This is a genomic window from Arthrobacter sp. MSA 4-2, assembly GCF_016405885.1.
GTDB lineage: Bacteria > Actinomycetota > Actinomycetes > Actinomycetales > Micrococcaceae > Arthrobacter_D.
In genome coordinates this window covers 160,992-175,288 of record NZ_JAEKGC010000004.1, presented here as the reverse complement: position 1 = coordinate 175,288, position 14,297 = coordinate 160,992, and the positions used below count along the sequence as shown (strand labels likewise).

The window sequence follows — 14,297 nt, the reverse complement described above, 5'->3', positions numbered from 1 at the left end:
AAGCCTACTTAACGACGACCGCCAGGACGTCGCGCGCCGAGAGCACCAGGTACTCCTGGCCGCCGTGCTTGACCTCGGTTCCGCCGTACTTCGAGTAGATGACGATGTCGCCTTCAGCGACATCGACGGGAACGCGGTTGCCGTTGTCGTCGACACGGCCCGGTCCTACTGCTACAACTTCGCCCTCCTGGGGCTTTTCCTTAGCGGTATCCGGGATGACCAGACCGGAAGCAGTTGTCTGCTCGGCTTCCAGCGGGCGGACAACAATACGATCCTCAAGAGGCTTAATAGAGACCGACACTCGGGCTCTCCTTTGCGTTCGTTACTAATGGAATGTAGGCCCTCGGTGGGCGCTGACCGTCGTCGCGGTGCCGGCCGGCGCTTCCTCGGGATTAGCACCCTCCTACTGAGAGTGCCAACCCTGACTTTATGCACTGGTTAGCACTCGGTCAAGGCGAGTGCCAGATCGCGCGGGTTTCCGGGACCGTGCTCCGCGCCCCGGAGCACGGAGCGGACCGCCGGGTACGTCGCCTAGGGTTGGATCATGGCTTCCGAGAACCCCGTCACCGACTCCATCGCACCGATCCTCACGCCCCAGGGCTGGGAGCTGCTGAACTCGCTGGGTCCATACTCGGAGGCCGGCAGCCTGCAGCTGAGCGAGCAGCTGCGCCGGGCTGGCCACGCCCCCGAGGTCGTGGCAGCGGCCCTGACCCAGTGCCGCCTGCGGGCCAAGGCCCACGCGAAGTTCGGCGGTTTCGCGGACCGGATGGTGTTCACCTCCGCGGGGCTGGAGCAGGCGACGCGGCTGCGGGTCGCGGCCCACCACGCGCAGCGGTTCGTGGCCGCGGACTTGGTGCGGGTGGCCGACCTGGGCTGCGGGATCGGCGCGGATTCGATGGCGCTGGCCACCCTGGAGCGGGAAGTGACCGCCGTCGAGCTCGACGAGACCACCGCTGCCGCCGCGACCATGAACCTGCTCCCCTGGCCGAACGCGTCGGTGCTGAACGCCGATGCGTCGGCCGTGGATGTGACGAAGTACGACGGCGTCTGGCTGGATCCGGCCCGCCGCAGCACCACCTCCTCGGGCACCACCCGCATCTTCGACCCCGAGGCGTTCTCTCCCCCGCTGTCCTTCGTCGAGGACCTCGCCGCCCGCGGCACGCCCGTGGGGGTGAAGCTGGGCCCCGGCATCCCGCACGAGGCGGTACCGGCGGACTGCGAGGCCCAGTGGGTCTCCGTGGACGGCGACGTGACCGAGGCGGCCCTGTGGTTCAACGCGCTGCGCCGGCCCGGGGTGCGCCGCGCCGCCCTCGTGCTCAGCGCCCACGGCGCGGCGGAGCTGACCAGCGCCGAGGACTTCGGCGCCGGTCCGGAGGCCCCCGTCGGCCCACCGGAGGGCTACCTGTACGAGCCGGACGGAGCCGTCATTCGGGCGGGCCTCGTCGCCGACGTCGCGGAGCGGCTCGGCGGGCACCTTCTCGATCCCCGGATCGCGTACATCTGCGCACCGGAGCTCCACGAGACGCCGTTCGCCCGCCCCTACCGGATCGTGGAGACCCGCCCCTTCAATATCAAGGCCCTCAAGCAGTGGGTGCGCGCCGAAGGCATCGGCGTCCTCGACATCAAGAAGCGCGGAACCTCGGTCACCCCGGAGGAGGTGCGGCGGCAGCTGCTCAGCGGCTCCGGGAAGGCCCGGAAAAAGGCCACGCTGGTTCTGACCCGGATCGGCGATGACCGCGTGGCCATCGTCGTCGAGCCCGTCCCGGCGCACCCGGCCCCGGCGGCCGGCTAGGCCCCGAGCCTGCGGGTGCGCACCACTCCGAGCAGCACACCGCCCAGGAGGGCGGCCGCGCCGCCGGCGATCAGCGCCGCCCGGACGTCGAAACTGTTGACGAGCACCCCGCCCACCGCCGCGCCGAGGCCGATGGCCAGCTGGAAGGCGGCGACGGTGACCCCGGAGACCGATTCGAGGCTCTCCGGGTGCGCCCGCGCCATCCAGGACTGGATGAGGGTGGGGATGGCGCCGAAGCCGAGTCCCCAGAGCACGATGGCCGCAACAGCGACCGGGAGGCTGACGCCCAGGGTGGCCCACAGGATGGTCGCGATGCCCACTGCCGCCCCCATGACGACGACGGAGCGGTGGAGTGCGCCGTCGGCGGCAGGGCCGCTGGCGAGGTTGCCCACGAACGAGGCGATGCCGAAGGCGGCCAGCGCCAGGGCGAACCCCTCGGCGGTGAGCCCGGCGACAAGGTCTCCGGCGAGGCGGATGTAGGTGAAGCCGGCGAAGTGTCCGCCGGCGATGAGGAACATGCCGACCATTCCGACGATCACCAGCGGCGACCGGAGGGTCGCCAGGAAGGCCCGGCCCGGAGAGGGTTCGGGGGCGACCGGCGGAAGCCAGGCCGCGGCCAGGACGAGGCCCACAACGCTCGCCGCGGCCGCCAGCAGGAACAGCACGCGCCAGCCCCACAGTTCGCCGAGCACCAGCCCCAGGGGAACGGCGAGGATGGTGGCCAGGGAGACGCCGACGTTGACGACCATCATGCCGCGGCCGATCCTTTCGCGGCTGACGAGGGCGGCGACGACGGCGATGGCCAGGGCCCAGAAACCTCCGACCGACACCCCAAGCAGGAGCCGCGCGGTGAGCAGCACCGCGAAGGACGGGGCCAGGGCGACCAGGAGGTTGGACACCGTTGCCAGGACCACGAGCCCGATCAGTGCGATCCGGCGGTCAAGCCGCGGCAGCACCAGCGCGATGGCGGGACCGGTGACCGCCGCGGCGACGGCGGTGGCGGTCACTGCCTGGCCCGCGAGGCCCTCGGAGATGCCAAGATCCGAGGACATGCGGGAGAGCAGGCTCGCCGGGAGGAATTCGCTCGTCACGAGCGCAAAGAGGATAACGGACAGGGACGCCACACCCCACCAGGGTGACCGGGCGCGGGGCGGACTGGAGGGCGGTGAGGCGGCGTTCTGCGCGGTGGCTGTGCTGGAGTTCATGAAGGCTCTTCTCGGGTTGGAAATGTTCAGTAGGGAACGTTCATTTCGGGATATCGGCCGCACTGCCGCTTGTCAGTTATTGAACAACCATTCAAGAACTCGAAGAATTCCCCGCCCGCCGATCCCTACAGGACGGCCGCCCCGCGGGCCAGCCGCAGAATTCCACCGCCGCGGGGACTGGCTCAGTAGATTCGCCGAGGCTTCTCCCGCAGACGGGTTCGGTTCCGTACCCTGAGGGAATGGAATCCGAAGTCCGGAATCTTAGGCTCCGCACGGGCATCACGGTGCCGTGTCTCGTCCAGGGTGACGCCGATGCACGACCGGTGCTGCTCCTTCATGCATGGGCTGAATCCCGGCGAAGTTTCGACCGCCTTTTACCCGGCCTGGCCGACTTCAGGGTCTATGCCCCCGACCTCCGCGGGCAGGGCGACGCGGATAAACCGCAGGAGGGCTATTCGCTGGCGGAACAGGCCGAGGACGCCGCAGCAATTCTCCAGGCCCTCCATGTGCAAAGGGCATGCGTCGTCGGCTCCTCAAGCGGAGGCTACGTGGCCCAGCAGTTGGCGGTCGGGTACCCCGAGTGCATCGCGGCGCTTGTGCTCGTTGGCTCTCCCCTGAGCCTTCGAGATCGGCCCCCATTCGCCGACGAAGTCGACGGCCTCACGGACCCTGTCCAGCAGGACTGGGTACGGGCTTCGATATCCTGGTTCCCCCTGCTGCATCCGGTTCCCACCTGGTTCATTGAGGACCGGGTGCGCGACGGCGCCAGAATGCCGGCGCATGCCTGGAAGCGCATCCTGAATGGCTTGCGTGCGGCCACGCCGCCCACCGAGTCGGGAAGCATCGATGCGCCCACGCTGATCCTGTGGGGCGACCGGGACGGCGTGCTGCCACGCAGGGACCAGGAAGCCTTGGCGGCTCGCATAACGGGTGCCGTTCTGAAGGTTTATCCCGATGTGGGGCACCTGGTCCTGTGGGAGTGCCCGGATCAGGTCGCCGGCGATATGAGGGCGTTCCTGGATTCTCCCGGTTGACTCCGGGTGCGGCCGGGCCCGTGCGCGACGATTTCGCCACCCCGAGTCAAGACGGCCGCTCCACGGACGCGGATGCGACATCGCAGAATTCGCCGTCCGGCCTGTCCGCCCCGTCCAGCCGTTCCGTACAGGACGGCCGCCCCGCGGGCCAGCCGCAGAATTCCTTCGGCCGCGGGTCCGCGCTTACTAGACTCGGGGAAACCCCCGGACAGCTAAGGTGGCAGCCATGACCCCCCAGCCAGCATCACCGCGCCGCGGTGTCCTCGTCGACGTCGACGGCACCCTCGTCGATTCGAACTACCAGCACACGATCGCCTGGTGGCAGGCGTTCCGCCGCTTCGGGCACGACGTGCCGATGGCGGAGATCCACCGGGCGATCGGCATGGGCGGCGACAAACTCGTCGCGCACCTGCTCGGTGAGGACCGCGATGCCTCCCTCGACGGGGAACTCGACGCGACGCACGGCGCTGTGTTCTCGACCTACTGGCCCTCACTGCGCGCGTTCGACGGGGCCGGCGACCTGCTGGGCCGCTGCTTCGACGAGGGCCTCGTCGTGGTCCTCGCCTCCTCCGCCTCAGGAAAGGAACTCGAGGTGCTCCGCAGCGTCATCGACGCCGACGCCGCCATCACCGGCGCCACGAGTTCCTCGGACGCCGAGAACAGCAAGCCCTCCCCCGACATCCTGCAGGCGGCCCTCGAGGCCGGCGGCCTGGAAGCGGGCAACACGGTGTTCGTCGGCGATTCGGTCTGGGACGTGTTCTCGGCGACGGAGCTGGACATCCCCACCATCGGCATCACCACCGGGGGCACGAGCGAGGCCGAACTGCGCGAGGCCGGGGCCGCCGAGGTGTACAAGGACGTTCGCATGCTCCTGGAGAACTTCACCGACAGCCCCCTGGCGAGGCTGCTTGCCTGAGCACCCGCCGGGTCAGCCCTGCCGGGAGAATTCCCCTGCGGCGGCCACCTGCTCCGGGGAGGGCCGCACGCCGGTGTAGAGCACGAACTGCTCCTCCGCCTGCAGCGCGATTACCTCGGCGCCGGTGATCACGGGCGTGCCCGCGGCGCGGGCCGCACGGATCAGCGGAGTCTCCGAGGGCAGCGCGACGACGTCGAAGACCACCGAGGCCGCCCCGATCGCGGCTGCCGGGAAGGAGACCTCGTCCGCGTCCGGGCCCGCCATCCCGACCGGGGTGACGTTGATCAGCAGCCCTGCGGTCGAGGAGCCGACGTCCTGCTGCCAGGCGAACCCGTACAGCCCGGCCAGCGCCCGGCCGGCCTCCTCGTTCCGCGCCACGACGGTCACGTCCTGGAATCCGGAGTCGCGCACCGCCGCCACAACCGCCTTGGCCATGCCCCCGGAGCCGCGCACCAACACCGAGTGGTCCGTGGACACCTTGCGGCCGGCCAGCAGCCGGGCCACGGCGAGGTAATCGGTGTTGTACGCGGTGAGCACGCCGTCGTCGTTGACGATGGTGTTGACCGAATCGATCGCCGTCGCCGAGGGGTCCATGCGGTCAACGAGGGCGATGACGTCCTCCTTGAAGGGCATGGATATGGCACAGCCGCGGATCCCCAGCGCGCGCACGCCGCCGATCGCCGCGGGCAGGTCCGTGGTGGTGAACGCCTTGTAGATGAAGTTCAGCCCCAGCTCGTCGTACAGGTAGTTGTGGAACCGGGTCCCGATATTGCTGGGGCGCGCGGCGAGGGAGATGCACAGGGTCATGTCTTTATTGAGGATCGGCACGTGCCCATTGTTCCATCGGATCGCCGCGCGCGCTGGTGCGGGCCCTGCACTACGATTGGCTCAGTTCTCATTCGCGATGACGCGCTGCCGAGGCGAAAAACCAGCACAAGTCCGGTACCGGTCAGGAGCCAGCCCATGAAGATCGATTTTGCACGCTCAGCCCAGTCCACCCTGGGCGTTGAGTGGGAGCTGGCTTTGGTCGACAGGCACAGCGGGGAGCTGGTGTCGGCGGCCGAGGAGGTCCTGCGGGGCGTCACCGCCAACCACCCCGAACTCCAGGACGACGAGGAACACCCGCATATCAAGCAGGAGCTGCTGCTGAACACCGTCGAACTCGTCACCGGCGTCTGCACGACCGTGGCCGAGGCGAAGGCGGACCTGAGCAGGTCCCTGGCCGCGGTGCGGGAGGTCACCGATCCGATGGGCGTTGAGCTGTTCTCCGCCGGGTCCCACCCCTTCAGTGCTCCGCGCTCCCAGCCCGTCTCGGACAAGGAACGCTACTTCAAGCTGATCGACCGCACCCAGTGGTGGGGCCGCCAGATGGTGATCTACGGCGTGCACGTCCATGTCGGGCTCGACTCGCGGGACAAGGCCCTCCCGGTGCTGGACGGGCTCATCAACTACTTCCCCCACTTCCAGGCGCTCTCGGCCTCCTCCCCCTTCTGGGGCGGGGAGGACACCGGGTATGCCTCCCAGCGGGCGCTGATGTTCCAGCAGCTTCCCACCGCCGGGCTGCCCTTCCAGTTCCCGGATTGGGAGGCGTACGAGGCGTACGTCTCGGACATGTTCACCACGGGGGTCATCGATTCGGTGAGCGAGATCCGCTGGGACGTCCGCCCGGTCGGCAACCTCGGCACCGTCGAGATGCGCGTCTGCGACGGGCTCTCCACCCTGCAGGACGTCGGAGCGGTGGCCGCGCTGACCCAGTGCCTCGTCGACGAGTTCTCCACCCAGCTCGACGCCGGACGGACCATCCCCACGATGCCTCCGTGGCATGTGCAGGAGAACAAGTGGCGGGCCGCCCGGTACGGCCTCGACGCCATCATCATCCTCGATGCCTCCGGCAAGGAACAGCTCGTCACCGAGCACCTCACGGAGGTGCTCAACCGGCTGGAACCGGTCGCCGCGAAGCTGGGCTGCAGCGACGAACTGGCCGACGTCGAGACGATCCTGACCCGGGGCGCCGGGTACCAGCGCCAGCGCCGGGTCGCCGAGGAAAACGGCGGCAACCTGCGCGCCGTCGTGATGGACATGGTCGACCAGCTGCGCCTGTAACGCCCGGTCGGCGGGTGCTTCGGCGGGCCCACCACCCGGCGGGATTGTCCGTGACAGGCACGGAGTGAGCTCGACATCTTCAGCGACGCGGACTTCGCAACAGAAGTTTGTTCCATGCCCAGCCGCAGAAACCCGCCCTGCACATCTGCTGTACGTCTCCTGAGTACGGCCTTCGTCGTTCCTCGGCAGGGCAGTGTCCCCCTGGATACCAACCCGACGATCCTGCAGAGCGCCGGGGGCGCCCCAGGGGCGCGCACGACCCTGACGGCCGAAACCAGTGAAGGTACTGTCGACCTCCTCGTGCCGGTGGTCGACGGCACCCTTGACCCGTACCGGCCCTATCTGCCGAGCTGACACCGCCGATCCTGCCCCCACTCCTGCCCGTGAGGATCGGCCGTGATCTGGTGCCCGGGGAGCCTGCGTGAAAGGATCAGCCATGCAGATCACCCTTTCCCTCATGCCCGCGGAACGGCTCGGCCGCTGGCTGGCCGCCAGCATGAGCGCCTACATCGGCGAGCGGATGCGGTCCGGGGAGACACCCGGGCAGGCACGGGCCAACGCCGAGCGTTCGCTCCAGGTGTTCTTCCCCGCCGGACGCCCCGCGCCCGGCCATCGTGTCTATCACCTGATGGCGGATGGATCGCCCGTGGGGTACCTCTGGGTCGGGCCAACGGAATCGGAAGAGGCTGCGTGGTGGGTGTACGACATCGAGGTTGAGGAGACGTTTCGGCACCGGGGCGTGGGCCGGCAGGCCATGCTGCTGGCCGAGGAGGAGGCCCGCCGCGGCGGTGCGACCTCCCTCGGGCTCAACGTCTTCGGGCACAACCAGCCCGCGCAGCGGCTCTACGAACAGCTCGGCTATACGACCACTGCCATCCAGATGAAGAAGCAGCTGTCCGGCCAGGACGCACCGGCTGGCGCGGATCCGTTAGTGAAGACGGAAGGAACCCATCGATGAGCGACGTGCACTCCTCCGACGGAACCCGCATCGGATACGAAACCCAGGGGACGGGCCCGGCGGTCATCCTCATCGACGGTGCCATGTGCCACAGGGGCGCGGGGCCGATGCGCGCCCTCGCGCCCGGGCTGGCGCCGACGCGCACCGTCGTGCTGTACGACCGCCGGGGCCGCGGCGCCAGCAGCGACACCCTCCCCTATGCCGTGGACCGGGAGATCGAGGACATCGCGGCCTTGATCTCCGCGGTCGGCGCTCCGGCCGCCCTCCTTGGCATGTCCTCAGGTGGGGCGCTGGCCGCTCTCGCGGCCGCCCGCCTCGGCGGGGAGGTCACCGACCTGATCGTGTATGAGGTGCCCTTCATGCCCGAGCCCGCCCGGCCGGCTGCCCTCTCCTATACGGCGGAACTGGGCTCGGCGTTAAGTGCCGGGGACCGCGACGGCGCGGTGACTGCATTCCTGACCCGGGTCGGTGTGCCCGGCAACGCGGTGGAGCACATGAAATCTTCGCCCGCCTGGGAGGGGATGACCGCCATCGCCCCCACCCTCGGATACGACGACGCCGTCATGGGCGACAGCAGTATCCCGGCCGAGCTGGCCTCCATCACCGCCCGCACCCTGTCCCTGGCCGGTGGCGCCTCTCCGGATTTCTTGCAGTGGGGTGCCCGCGGCATCGCGGAGCTGGTTCCCGGGGCGGAATTCGATCTCCTCGACCGCCAGGGCCACGACGTCGACCCGGCCCGGCTCGCCGAGCGCGTCAGCGACTTCCTCGACCCGTGACTCCGCCTCTAACCCCCCGGGGCCCTGTGCCGCTCAGGAGGCGGGCGGATCCCGGTCCGGGTCGGCGTCCTCTTCCTCGAGCTGGCTGGTGATCAGGTCCACCCGGGCTCCGCGCGCGGCGGCGCACCGATGTCCGGGAGCTGGCGCTGGAGCCCGGGAGCTAGGGCACCGCGACCTTGTCCGCAGGCACCGCCGCCGGGGTGGTCAGCGGGGACTTCTCGGCGAGGAGCCAGATCCCGAAGAAGAGTTCGAAGAGCCCTCCCGGGACGGTGAAGACCATGCCGAGCCCGGCGAAGCCCAGGAGTTCGAGCACCGCTCCGGCGGCGGAGACCGCGTAGCCGGCCAGTCCCCAGACCGCGAAGAACCGCGGTATCAGGCGCTTGCGCAGCAACAGGGAGCAGAGGAAGACGCTGCCGAGCCCCAGTCCGGCCATCGCCACCTGGTAGGAGAGGAAGCTGCCGTTGACCGCGAGGGCTGCAAGCGTCCCGTAGTAGCCGGCATCGAGGGTGCCTGCTGCCCTTCACCGGGCCACGGCGCGGCCTCCAACCTGCCTCAGGACTCCGGCCGGCACCCCGGCAGTACTGCAGGGGAGGCCCCGGAGAGTGTGCCCTCTTAGGAGGAGGGGTTCTTTAGTGGCCGCGCCGCCGTACCTAACGGTGTAAGGTACGAAACTGCCTTCACCATACGCCGTAAGGTAGGCTTTGGGAAGAGCGGCGAAAACCGGCTGCAGGAATTCACGGAGGGACAGCGATGGCATCGACACGAGGGCCGGAGGCCCCCCGGGATCCCGTCTCCCGGGACCGGGCGGTCCGCGTGGCCGTGGACCTCGCCGATGCCGGCGGCCTCGAGTCCCTGAGCATGCGCAGGCTCGCCCAGGCGCTGGGGGTGGAGGCCATGTCGCTCTACTACCACGTGAAGAACAAGGACGACATCATCGACGGCATGGTCGATCTGGTGTTCGACGAAATTGCCCTGCCCTCGACGGATACCCCCTGGCGGACGGCGATGGAGGACCGCGCGCACTCCGCCCGCGCCGCCTGGGCCCGGCACCCGTGGGCGATCAGCCTGATGCGCTCCACACCGGGCGCTGCAACGCTGAGGCACCTCGACGCCGTGATCGCCTGCCTGCGCGGCGCCGGATTCTCAATGACGCTCACCGCGCACGCAATGTCGCTGCTCGACAGCTACGTCGACGGCTTCGCCCTCCAGGAGGCCTCCCTGCCGCTCAGCGAGGCCGGGGACGTCAACACGGCAACCGAAAGCTTTCTGGCCCAGCAGCACATGATGTCCGGTGCCTTCCCCCACCTCGCCGAAATGGCGCAGACCCATATCCTCCAGCCCGGGTACGCCTACGGGGATGAATTCGCGTTCGGGCTCGGACTCATCCTCGACGGAATCGAGGCCGCTCACCGGGGCGCTTCCGGCTGATCCCTGCGCCCCAACGCGGAAGTGCTCCCCCTCCGGCCCGGAGAGGGAGCACTTCCGCGTCAGTCTGCCTGCCGACCCTGCCTACACCGTTGCGCGGGCCTTCACGAGGTCAAGGACCGAGGGGAACAGTACGTGCCCCGCGTCCAGGCCCGTGATCCGGGTGACGGCCTCCTCCGCCGGGTTGCTACCGATGATGCGGGCGAGTTCCTCGACTTCGGGATCTGCCGGATCATCGAAGGCCAGGGCTGCTTCCATCGCCGCCAGCAGGGCGGCCGGATGGGTGCCGCCCTCGGCGAGTTCTGCCGCGGGGCCGACGAAGCGTTCGTGGCGTCCCAGCTTTCGCAGCGGTGCCCGTCCGACCCGCACCACCGTGTCCGGCAGGTGCGGGTTGGAGAACCGGCGCAGGATCTTCTGCACGTACGCCTCCTGCTCGTCGGCGGCGAAACCGTGCTTGGTGACCAGCAGCTGCTTCGTCTCCTCCAGCACGGCCCGCACCCGGCGCGCCACTTCGGAATCCGCCATGGCATCGGAGATCTTTTCGGCCCCGGCCGCGTAGCCGAAGTAGGCGCAGGCGGCGTGCCCGGTGTTGACCGTGAACAGCTTGCGCTCGATGTACGGGGCGAGGTCGTCCACGTAGGTGGCCCCGGGAATCCGCGGCTCGCTGCCCCCGAACGGGGTCCGGTCGATGACCCACTCATAGAAGGTCTCCACCGTTACGTCGAGGCCCTGCCCGGGCGCCTGGTTCGGCACGATCCGGTCAACCGCGGTATTCGCGAAGACCGCCCGTGTGTCCAGCCCGCTCCGGTCCCCCGAGTACGCGTCCACCACGGCCAGTCGGAGCAGGTCGGTGGCGTTGATCGCGTTCTCGCACGCCATCACCTGCAGCGGCTGTGCCTCCGGTGACCGCTGCGCGATGGCCGACGCGATCACTGGAGCCAGGAACTTCAGCACCCCCGGTCCGACGGCGGTGGTGACCATGTCGGCGGTGGTGATTTCCTCGATCACCGCACCTTCCTCGGCGCGCGAGTTCAGGGCCCGGTAGTTGTCCACGGTCTTGTCGGTGGGCTCCTCTCCGACCTCGTGGACCGTATAGGAGGGCGTGGCGGCGAGCTGGTCGATCAGCGCCTCGGCCACATCGGCGAACACCACCTCGTAGCCGGCTTCGTGGAGCAGCAACCCCACGAAGCCGCGGCCGATGTTCCCCGCCCCGAAGTGCACGGCCTTCACTAGGCATTCACCTTCCCGAAGAGCCCGAGAACCTCGTCGACGGTTTCGGCCCGGTCGAGGCGCGCCACCTGCTCCTTGTCCGAGAAGACGCGGGCGATGGCCGAAAGGATCGAGAGGTGCTCGTTGTTTACCCCGGCCACGCCGACGACGAACTTCACCTGCTTGCCGTTCCAGTCGATGCCCTCGGGGTAGCGCACGATCGAGACGGCCGAGCGCTTGATGTATTCCTTGGCGGCGTTTGTGCCGTGCGGAATGGCGAGGAAGTTGCCCATGTAGGTCGGCACCGACTGCTCGCGTTCATGCATGGCCGCGATGTAGCTCGGGTCGACGGCGCCGCGGTCGACCAGGAGTTGGCCGGCCTCGTTGATGGCATCGGCCTGGTTGGTCGCGCTTCCCTGCAGGACGACGCTCCTCTCAGCGAGCACTTCCCCGCCGGCGGGCTGGGCCTGCTCCGAGATGTCGGGCGCCCCGCTGTCGGGTGCCGGTGTGCCGTCCCCTTCGCGCTGGCTGCGGGCCAGGTCGACGATCTCGTCGTACCGCGGGCTGTTCATGAAGTTGTCCACGGAGACGTGCGTTGCTGCGGCGGTCAGCGGCCGGGCCCGCTCCGTCAGGTCCTGGTGAGTGACCACCAGGTCGTAGGAGTCGGTGAGGTTCGCAATCGAGGAGTTCGTGACCGTGACATCCGTCAGGCCGGCTGCCTTGAACTTGTTCCGCAGCACTGAGGCTCCCATGGCGCTTGAGCCCATGCCGGCGTCGCAGGCGAAGACAACATTGCGGATCGGGCCGGCGGGCGCCTCTCCCTTGGCACCGATCAGACCGGAGACCGAGCTCTTGCGGCCTTTGAGGCCTTCCATGCGGGCGGTGGCGTTGCTGAGGCTGCCGTCGTCGTCGGCCGGGTTCCGGGTGGTCTTGAGGATCACCGAACCGATCAGGAAGGACACTGCGGTGGCGAGCAGCACCGAGAGGGTGACCCCGATGTAGCTGTCGGAGGCCGTCGCGGCGTAGACGGCGATGATGCTGCCCGGGGCGGCCGGCGAGCGCAGCCCGGCTCCGGTGATCACGAGGGTGAGGATGCCGGCCATGCCGCCGCCGATCGCGGCGAGGATCATGATGGGCTTCATCAGCACGTAGGGGAAGTAGATTTCGTGGATGCCGCCGACGAAGTGGATGAGCGCTGCGCCGGGAGCGGACGCCTTGGCGATGCCCCGGCCAAACAGCATGTACGCGAGGAGAATTCCGAAGCCGGGGCCGGGGTTGGCCTCGAGGAGGAACAGGATCGACTTGCCGTTCTCAAGGGACTGCTCGGTGGCCAGCGGCGTGAGGATGCCGTGGTTGATGGCGTTGTTGAGGAACAGCACCTTGGCCGGTTCGATCAGGATGCTCGTGAAGGGCAGCAGTCCGTTGGTGACGAGGAAGTCGACGACGGCGCCGGCCGCGTTGCTGAAGGCGGTCACCAGGGGTCCGACGGCGAGCAGGCCGAAGATCGCCATGGCGGCGGCGACGATACCGGCGGAGAAGTTGTCGACGAGCATCTCGAAGCCGGGCTTGATCTTTCCGGCCCAGAGTCCGTCGAGCTTCTTCATGATGAGGGCGGTGAGGGGGCCCATGATCATCGCGCCGATGAACATGGGGATGTCGGTTCCGACAATCACGCCCATCGTGGCCGCCGCTCCCACGACGCCGCCGCGGAGCCCGTGGACCATGCGCCCGCCGGTGTAGCCGATGAGCAGCGGGAGCAGGTAGGTGATCATCGGACCGACGAGCCCGACGTTCGGCTCTCCTGCCGCGTTCTCACCGAAACCGCCAAGGACGCCCACCGGGGTGAATCCCTTCTCGATGAAGAGCGCGGTGATGATGCCCCATGCAATGAAGGCCCCGATGTTGGGCATGATCATTCCGGACAGGAAGGTCCCGAATTTTTGGACGCGGACCCGCGCACTGGTGCGGGGCGCCGCTTCTGCTTGTGTTGCCACGTGCGTTCCTAACCGTTGTCCCTGCGTCAGTGCGGGGAATGGATAAATTGGTTGCGTGTCAGCCCGTCCGGGTGGAAATCCGTTGGAGCCACTCGAGGAAGAGCTTCAGCTCGGAGCTGGAGAGCTGGTCGGGGTGCGATGCCTGCAGCGCGGCATTCAGCGCAATGGCCGCGACCACCACCGAAGGGGTGCCCTCGGTGTCGATGACCGGGTCCGAGTCGGAATCGGTCGCGATGGCGGAGATGACAGCCTCGCGTGTCATCACTGACAGTTCGAGGCTGCGGTTGGAGGCGGGCTCGGCGATCAGCATGAGGGTCACGCCGATGTTCGCCGCGAGCAGGCTTCGGGCCGCCTCGGCAGGCGGCACGACCAGGCGGGCCGCTGCGGCCGCCCGCTTCAGGACTTCTCCAAGGAATGCCTCGGCCTCGGCCACCATCGAGGGCCGGCGTTCCGGACGGATATTGCCGAACATGACCAGGTACAGGTGGGGATGGTCGAGACCGAACTGCACATGGTTGTCCCAATGACGGCGCAGGTCCTCCACCGGCTGCCCCGAGCTGGGGAGATTGCGCTCCCCCTCGAGGTATTCAGTGAAACCCTCGGCCACGACGGCGTCAAAAAGGCCCTCCTTGTCCCCAAAGTGGTGGTACAGGGTGGGAGCGGTGACCCGGGCAAGCCGGGTCACCTGGCGCGTTGATACGGGTGACCCGCCGGACTCGGCCAGCAGCGATGCGGCTGCCCTGAGCAGCCTGATCTTCGGCGCGGGCTCGCCAGCGGTATCCATGCCTGCTACCGTAACACCTATAGCGCTGATATATGAAGTGGGTCACACACTTCGATGCCGCACCCCGGCCCGGGCGGGTACGGTGGAAGTCTCTGCGCACA

At 68.5% G+C, this 14,297-nt stretch carries 14 protein-coding genes and 1 pseudogene; 8 read left to right on the top strand and 7 right to left on the bottom strand.

The window, feature by feature from the left end:
* Positions 1 to 4 precede the first annotated feature (4 nt).
* The gene (groES, locus tag I6N91_RS06095; RefSeq protein WP_055768411.1) at positions 5 to 301 is read right to left on the bottom strand and encodes a co-chaperone GroES; all 297 of its coding nucleotides are present in this window, start codon (positions 299 to 301) and stop codon (positions 5 to 7) included.
* A 243-nt stretch (positions 302 to 544) separates the two neighbouring features.
* On the opposite strand from groES, the gene I6N91_RS06090 reads away from it, so the two are divergent.
* The gene (locus tag I6N91_RS06090) at positions 545 to 1,792 is read left to right on the top strand and encodes a class I SAM-dependent methyltransferase (RefSeq protein WP_198811594.1); all 1,248 of its coding nucleotides are present in this window, start codon (positions 545 to 547) and stop codon (positions 1,790 to 1,792) included.
* Here I6N91_RS06090 and I6N91_RS06085 read toward each other — a convergent pair.
* A complete protein-coding gene (locus tag I6N91_RS06085) occupies positions 1,789 to 2,997 on the bottom strand; it encodes an MFS transporter (RefSeq protein WP_198811592.1) in 1,209 nt (402 codons plus the stop codon). The genes I6N91_RS06090 and I6N91_RS06085 overlap by 4 nt on opposite strands.
* Before the next feature lie 239 nt (positions 2,998 to 3,236).
* Here I6N91_RS06085 and I6N91_RS06080 point away from each other — a divergent pair, with 239 nt between their 5' ends.
* Together I6N91_RS06080 and I6N91_RS06075 are read left to right on the top strand one after the other, a co-directional pair.
* On the top strand, positions 3,237 to 4,031 hold the full coding sequence (locus tag I6N91_RS06080; RefSeq protein WP_198811591.1) for an alpha/beta fold hydrolase: 795 nt from the start codon (positions 3,237 to 3,239) through the stop codon (positions 4,029 to 4,031).
* Positions 4,032 to 4,257: 226 nt separating this feature from the next.
* On the top strand, positions 4,258 to 4,947 hold the full coding sequence (locus I6N91_RS06075) for an HAD family hydrolase (RefSeq protein ID WP_198811589.1): 690 nt from the start codon (positions 4,258 to 4,260) through the stop codon (positions 4,945 to 4,947).
* 12 nt (positions 4,948 to 4,959) lie between these two features.
* Here the strand turns inward: I6N91_RS06075 and I6N91_RS06070 are convergent, their stop codons facing one another.
* Positions 4,960 to 5,754, bottom strand: a complete 795-nt coding sequence (locus tag I6N91_RS06070; protein ID WP_198811811.1) for a shikimate 5-dehydrogenase — start codon at positions 5,752 to 5,754, stop codon at positions 4,960 to 4,962.
* 156 nt (positions 5,755 to 5,910) lie between these two features.
* On the opposite strand from I6N91_RS06070, the gene I6N91_RS06065 reads away from it, so the two are divergent.
* The 4 genes from I6N91_RS06065 to I6N91_RS06050 all read left to right on the top strand — a co-directional run bounded on the left by I6N91_RS06065 (position 5,911) and on the right by I6N91_RS06050 (position 8,784).
* On the top strand, positions 5,911 to 7,050 hold the full coding sequence (locus I6N91_RS06065; protein WP_198811587.1) for a glutamate--cysteine ligase: 1,140 nt from the start codon (positions 5,911 to 5,913) through the stop codon (positions 7,048 to 7,050).
* A 114-nt stretch (positions 7,051 to 7,164) separates the two neighbouring features.
* Positions 7,165 to 7,404 carry a hypothetical protein gene (locus tag I6N91_RS06060; protein WP_198811586.1) on the top strand — a complete coding sequence of 80 codons (240 nt, stop codon included), beginning with the start codon at positions 7,165 to 7,167 and terminating at the stop codon, positions 7,402 to 7,404.
* Positions 7,405 to 7,486: 82 nt separating this feature from the next.
* On the top strand, positions 7,487 to 8,008 hold the full coding sequence (locus I6N91_RS06055) for a GNAT family N-acetyltransferase (protein WP_198811584.1): 522 nt from the start codon (positions 7,487 to 7,489) through the stop codon (positions 8,006 to 8,008).
* On the top strand, positions 8,005 to 8,784 hold the full coding sequence (locus tag I6N91_RS06050; RefSeq protein WP_198811582.1) for an alpha/beta fold hydrolase: 780 nt from the start codon (positions 8,005 to 8,007) through the stop codon (positions 8,782 to 8,784). Before I6N91_RS06055 ends, I6N91_RS06050 begins: the two co-directional genes overlap by 4 nt.
* Before the next feature lie 160 nt (positions 8,785 to 8,944).
* Here the strand turns inward: I6N91_RS06050 and I6N91_RS06045 are convergent.
* Positions 8,945 to 9,253, bottom strand: a pseudogene (locus I6N91_RS06045) (DUF4386 family protein); the annotation flags it as partial.
* A 281-nt stretch (positions 9,254 to 9,534) separates the two neighbouring features.
* Here I6N91_RS06045 and I6N91_RS06040 point away from each other — a divergent pair.
* A complete protein-coding gene (locus I6N91_RS06040; protein ID WP_198811580.1) occupies positions 9,535 to 10,212 on the top strand; it encodes a TetR/AcrR family transcriptional regulator in 678 nt (225 codons plus the stop codon).
* Between the two features lie 81 nt (positions 10,213 to 10,293).
* Here the strand turns inward: I6N91_RS06040 and I6N91_RS06035 are convergent, their stop codons facing one another.
* The 3 genes from I6N91_RS06035 to I6N91_RS06025 are packed head-to-tail and all read right to left on the bottom strand — an operon-like array spanning position 10,294 to position 14,196.
* The gene (locus tag I6N91_RS06035; RefSeq protein ID WP_198811578.1) at positions 10,294 to 11,439 is read right to left on the bottom strand and encodes a mannitol-1-phosphate 5-dehydrogenase; all 1,146 of its coding nucleotides are present in this window, start codon (positions 11,437 to 11,439) and stop codon (positions 10,294 to 10,296) included.
* Positions 11,439 to 13,412: a PTS mannitol transporter subunit IICBA gene (locus tag I6N91_RS06030; RefSeq protein ID WP_198811576.1), complete on the bottom strand. Its 1,974-nt coding sequence runs from the start codon at positions 13,410 to 13,412 to the stop codon at positions 11,439 to 11,441. The genes I6N91_RS06035 and I6N91_RS06030 overlap by 1 nt, the downstream gene beginning before the upstream one ends.
* Before the next feature lie 58 nt (positions 13,413 to 13,470).
* Positions 13,471 to 14,196: a TetR/AcrR family transcriptional regulator gene (locus I6N91_RS06025; protein ID WP_198811574.1), complete on the bottom strand. Its 726-nt coding sequence runs from the start codon at positions 14,194 to 14,196 to the stop codon at positions 13,471 to 13,473.
* Between the last annotated feature and the right edge of the window lie 101 nt (positions 14,197 to 14,297).

Coding starts and splice junctions, on each gene's coding strand:
- I6N91_RS06090 (WP_198811594.1), top strand. CDS start 545: ATGGCTTCCGAGAACCCCGTCACCGACTCCATCGCACCGATCCTCACG.
- I6N91_RS06085 (WP_198811592.1), bottom strand. CDS start 2,997: ATGAACTCCAGCACAGCCACCGCGCAGAACGCCGCCTCACCGCCCTCC.
- I6N91_RS06080 (WP_198811591.1), top strand. CDS start 3,237: ATGGAATCCGAAGTCCGGAATCTTAGGCTCCGCACGGGCATCACGGTG.
- I6N91_RS06075 (WP_198811589.1), top strand. CDS start 4,258: ATGACCCCCCAGCCAGCATCACCGCGCCGCGGTGTCCTCGTCGACGTC.
- I6N91_RS06070 (WP_198811811.1), bottom strand. CDS start 5,754: ATGACCCTGTGCATCTCCCTCGCCGCGCGCCCCAGCAATATCGGGACC.
- I6N91_RS06065 (WP_198811587.1), top strand. CDS start 5,911: ATGAAGATCGATTTTGCACGCTCAGCCCAGTCCACCCTGGGCGTTGAG.
- I6N91_RS06060 (WP_198811586.1), top strand. CDS start 7,165: ATGCCCAGCCGCAGAAACCCGCCCTGCACATCTGCTGTACGTCTCCTG.
- I6N91_RS06055 (WP_198811584.1), top strand. CDS start 7,487: ATGCAGATCACCCTTTCCCTCATGCCCGCGGAACGGCTCGGCCGCTGG.
- I6N91_RS06050 (WP_198811582.1), top strand. CDS start 8,005: ATGAGCGACGTGCACTCCTCCGACGGAACCCGCATCGGATACGAAACC.
- I6N91_RS06040 (WP_198811580.1), top strand. CDS start 9,535: ATGGCATCGACACGAGGGCCGGAGGCCCCCCGGGATCCCGTCTCCCGG.
- I6N91_RS06025 (WP_198811574.1), bottom strand. CDS start 14,196: ATGGATACCGCTGGCGAGCCCGCGCCGAAGATCAGGCTGCTCAGGGCA.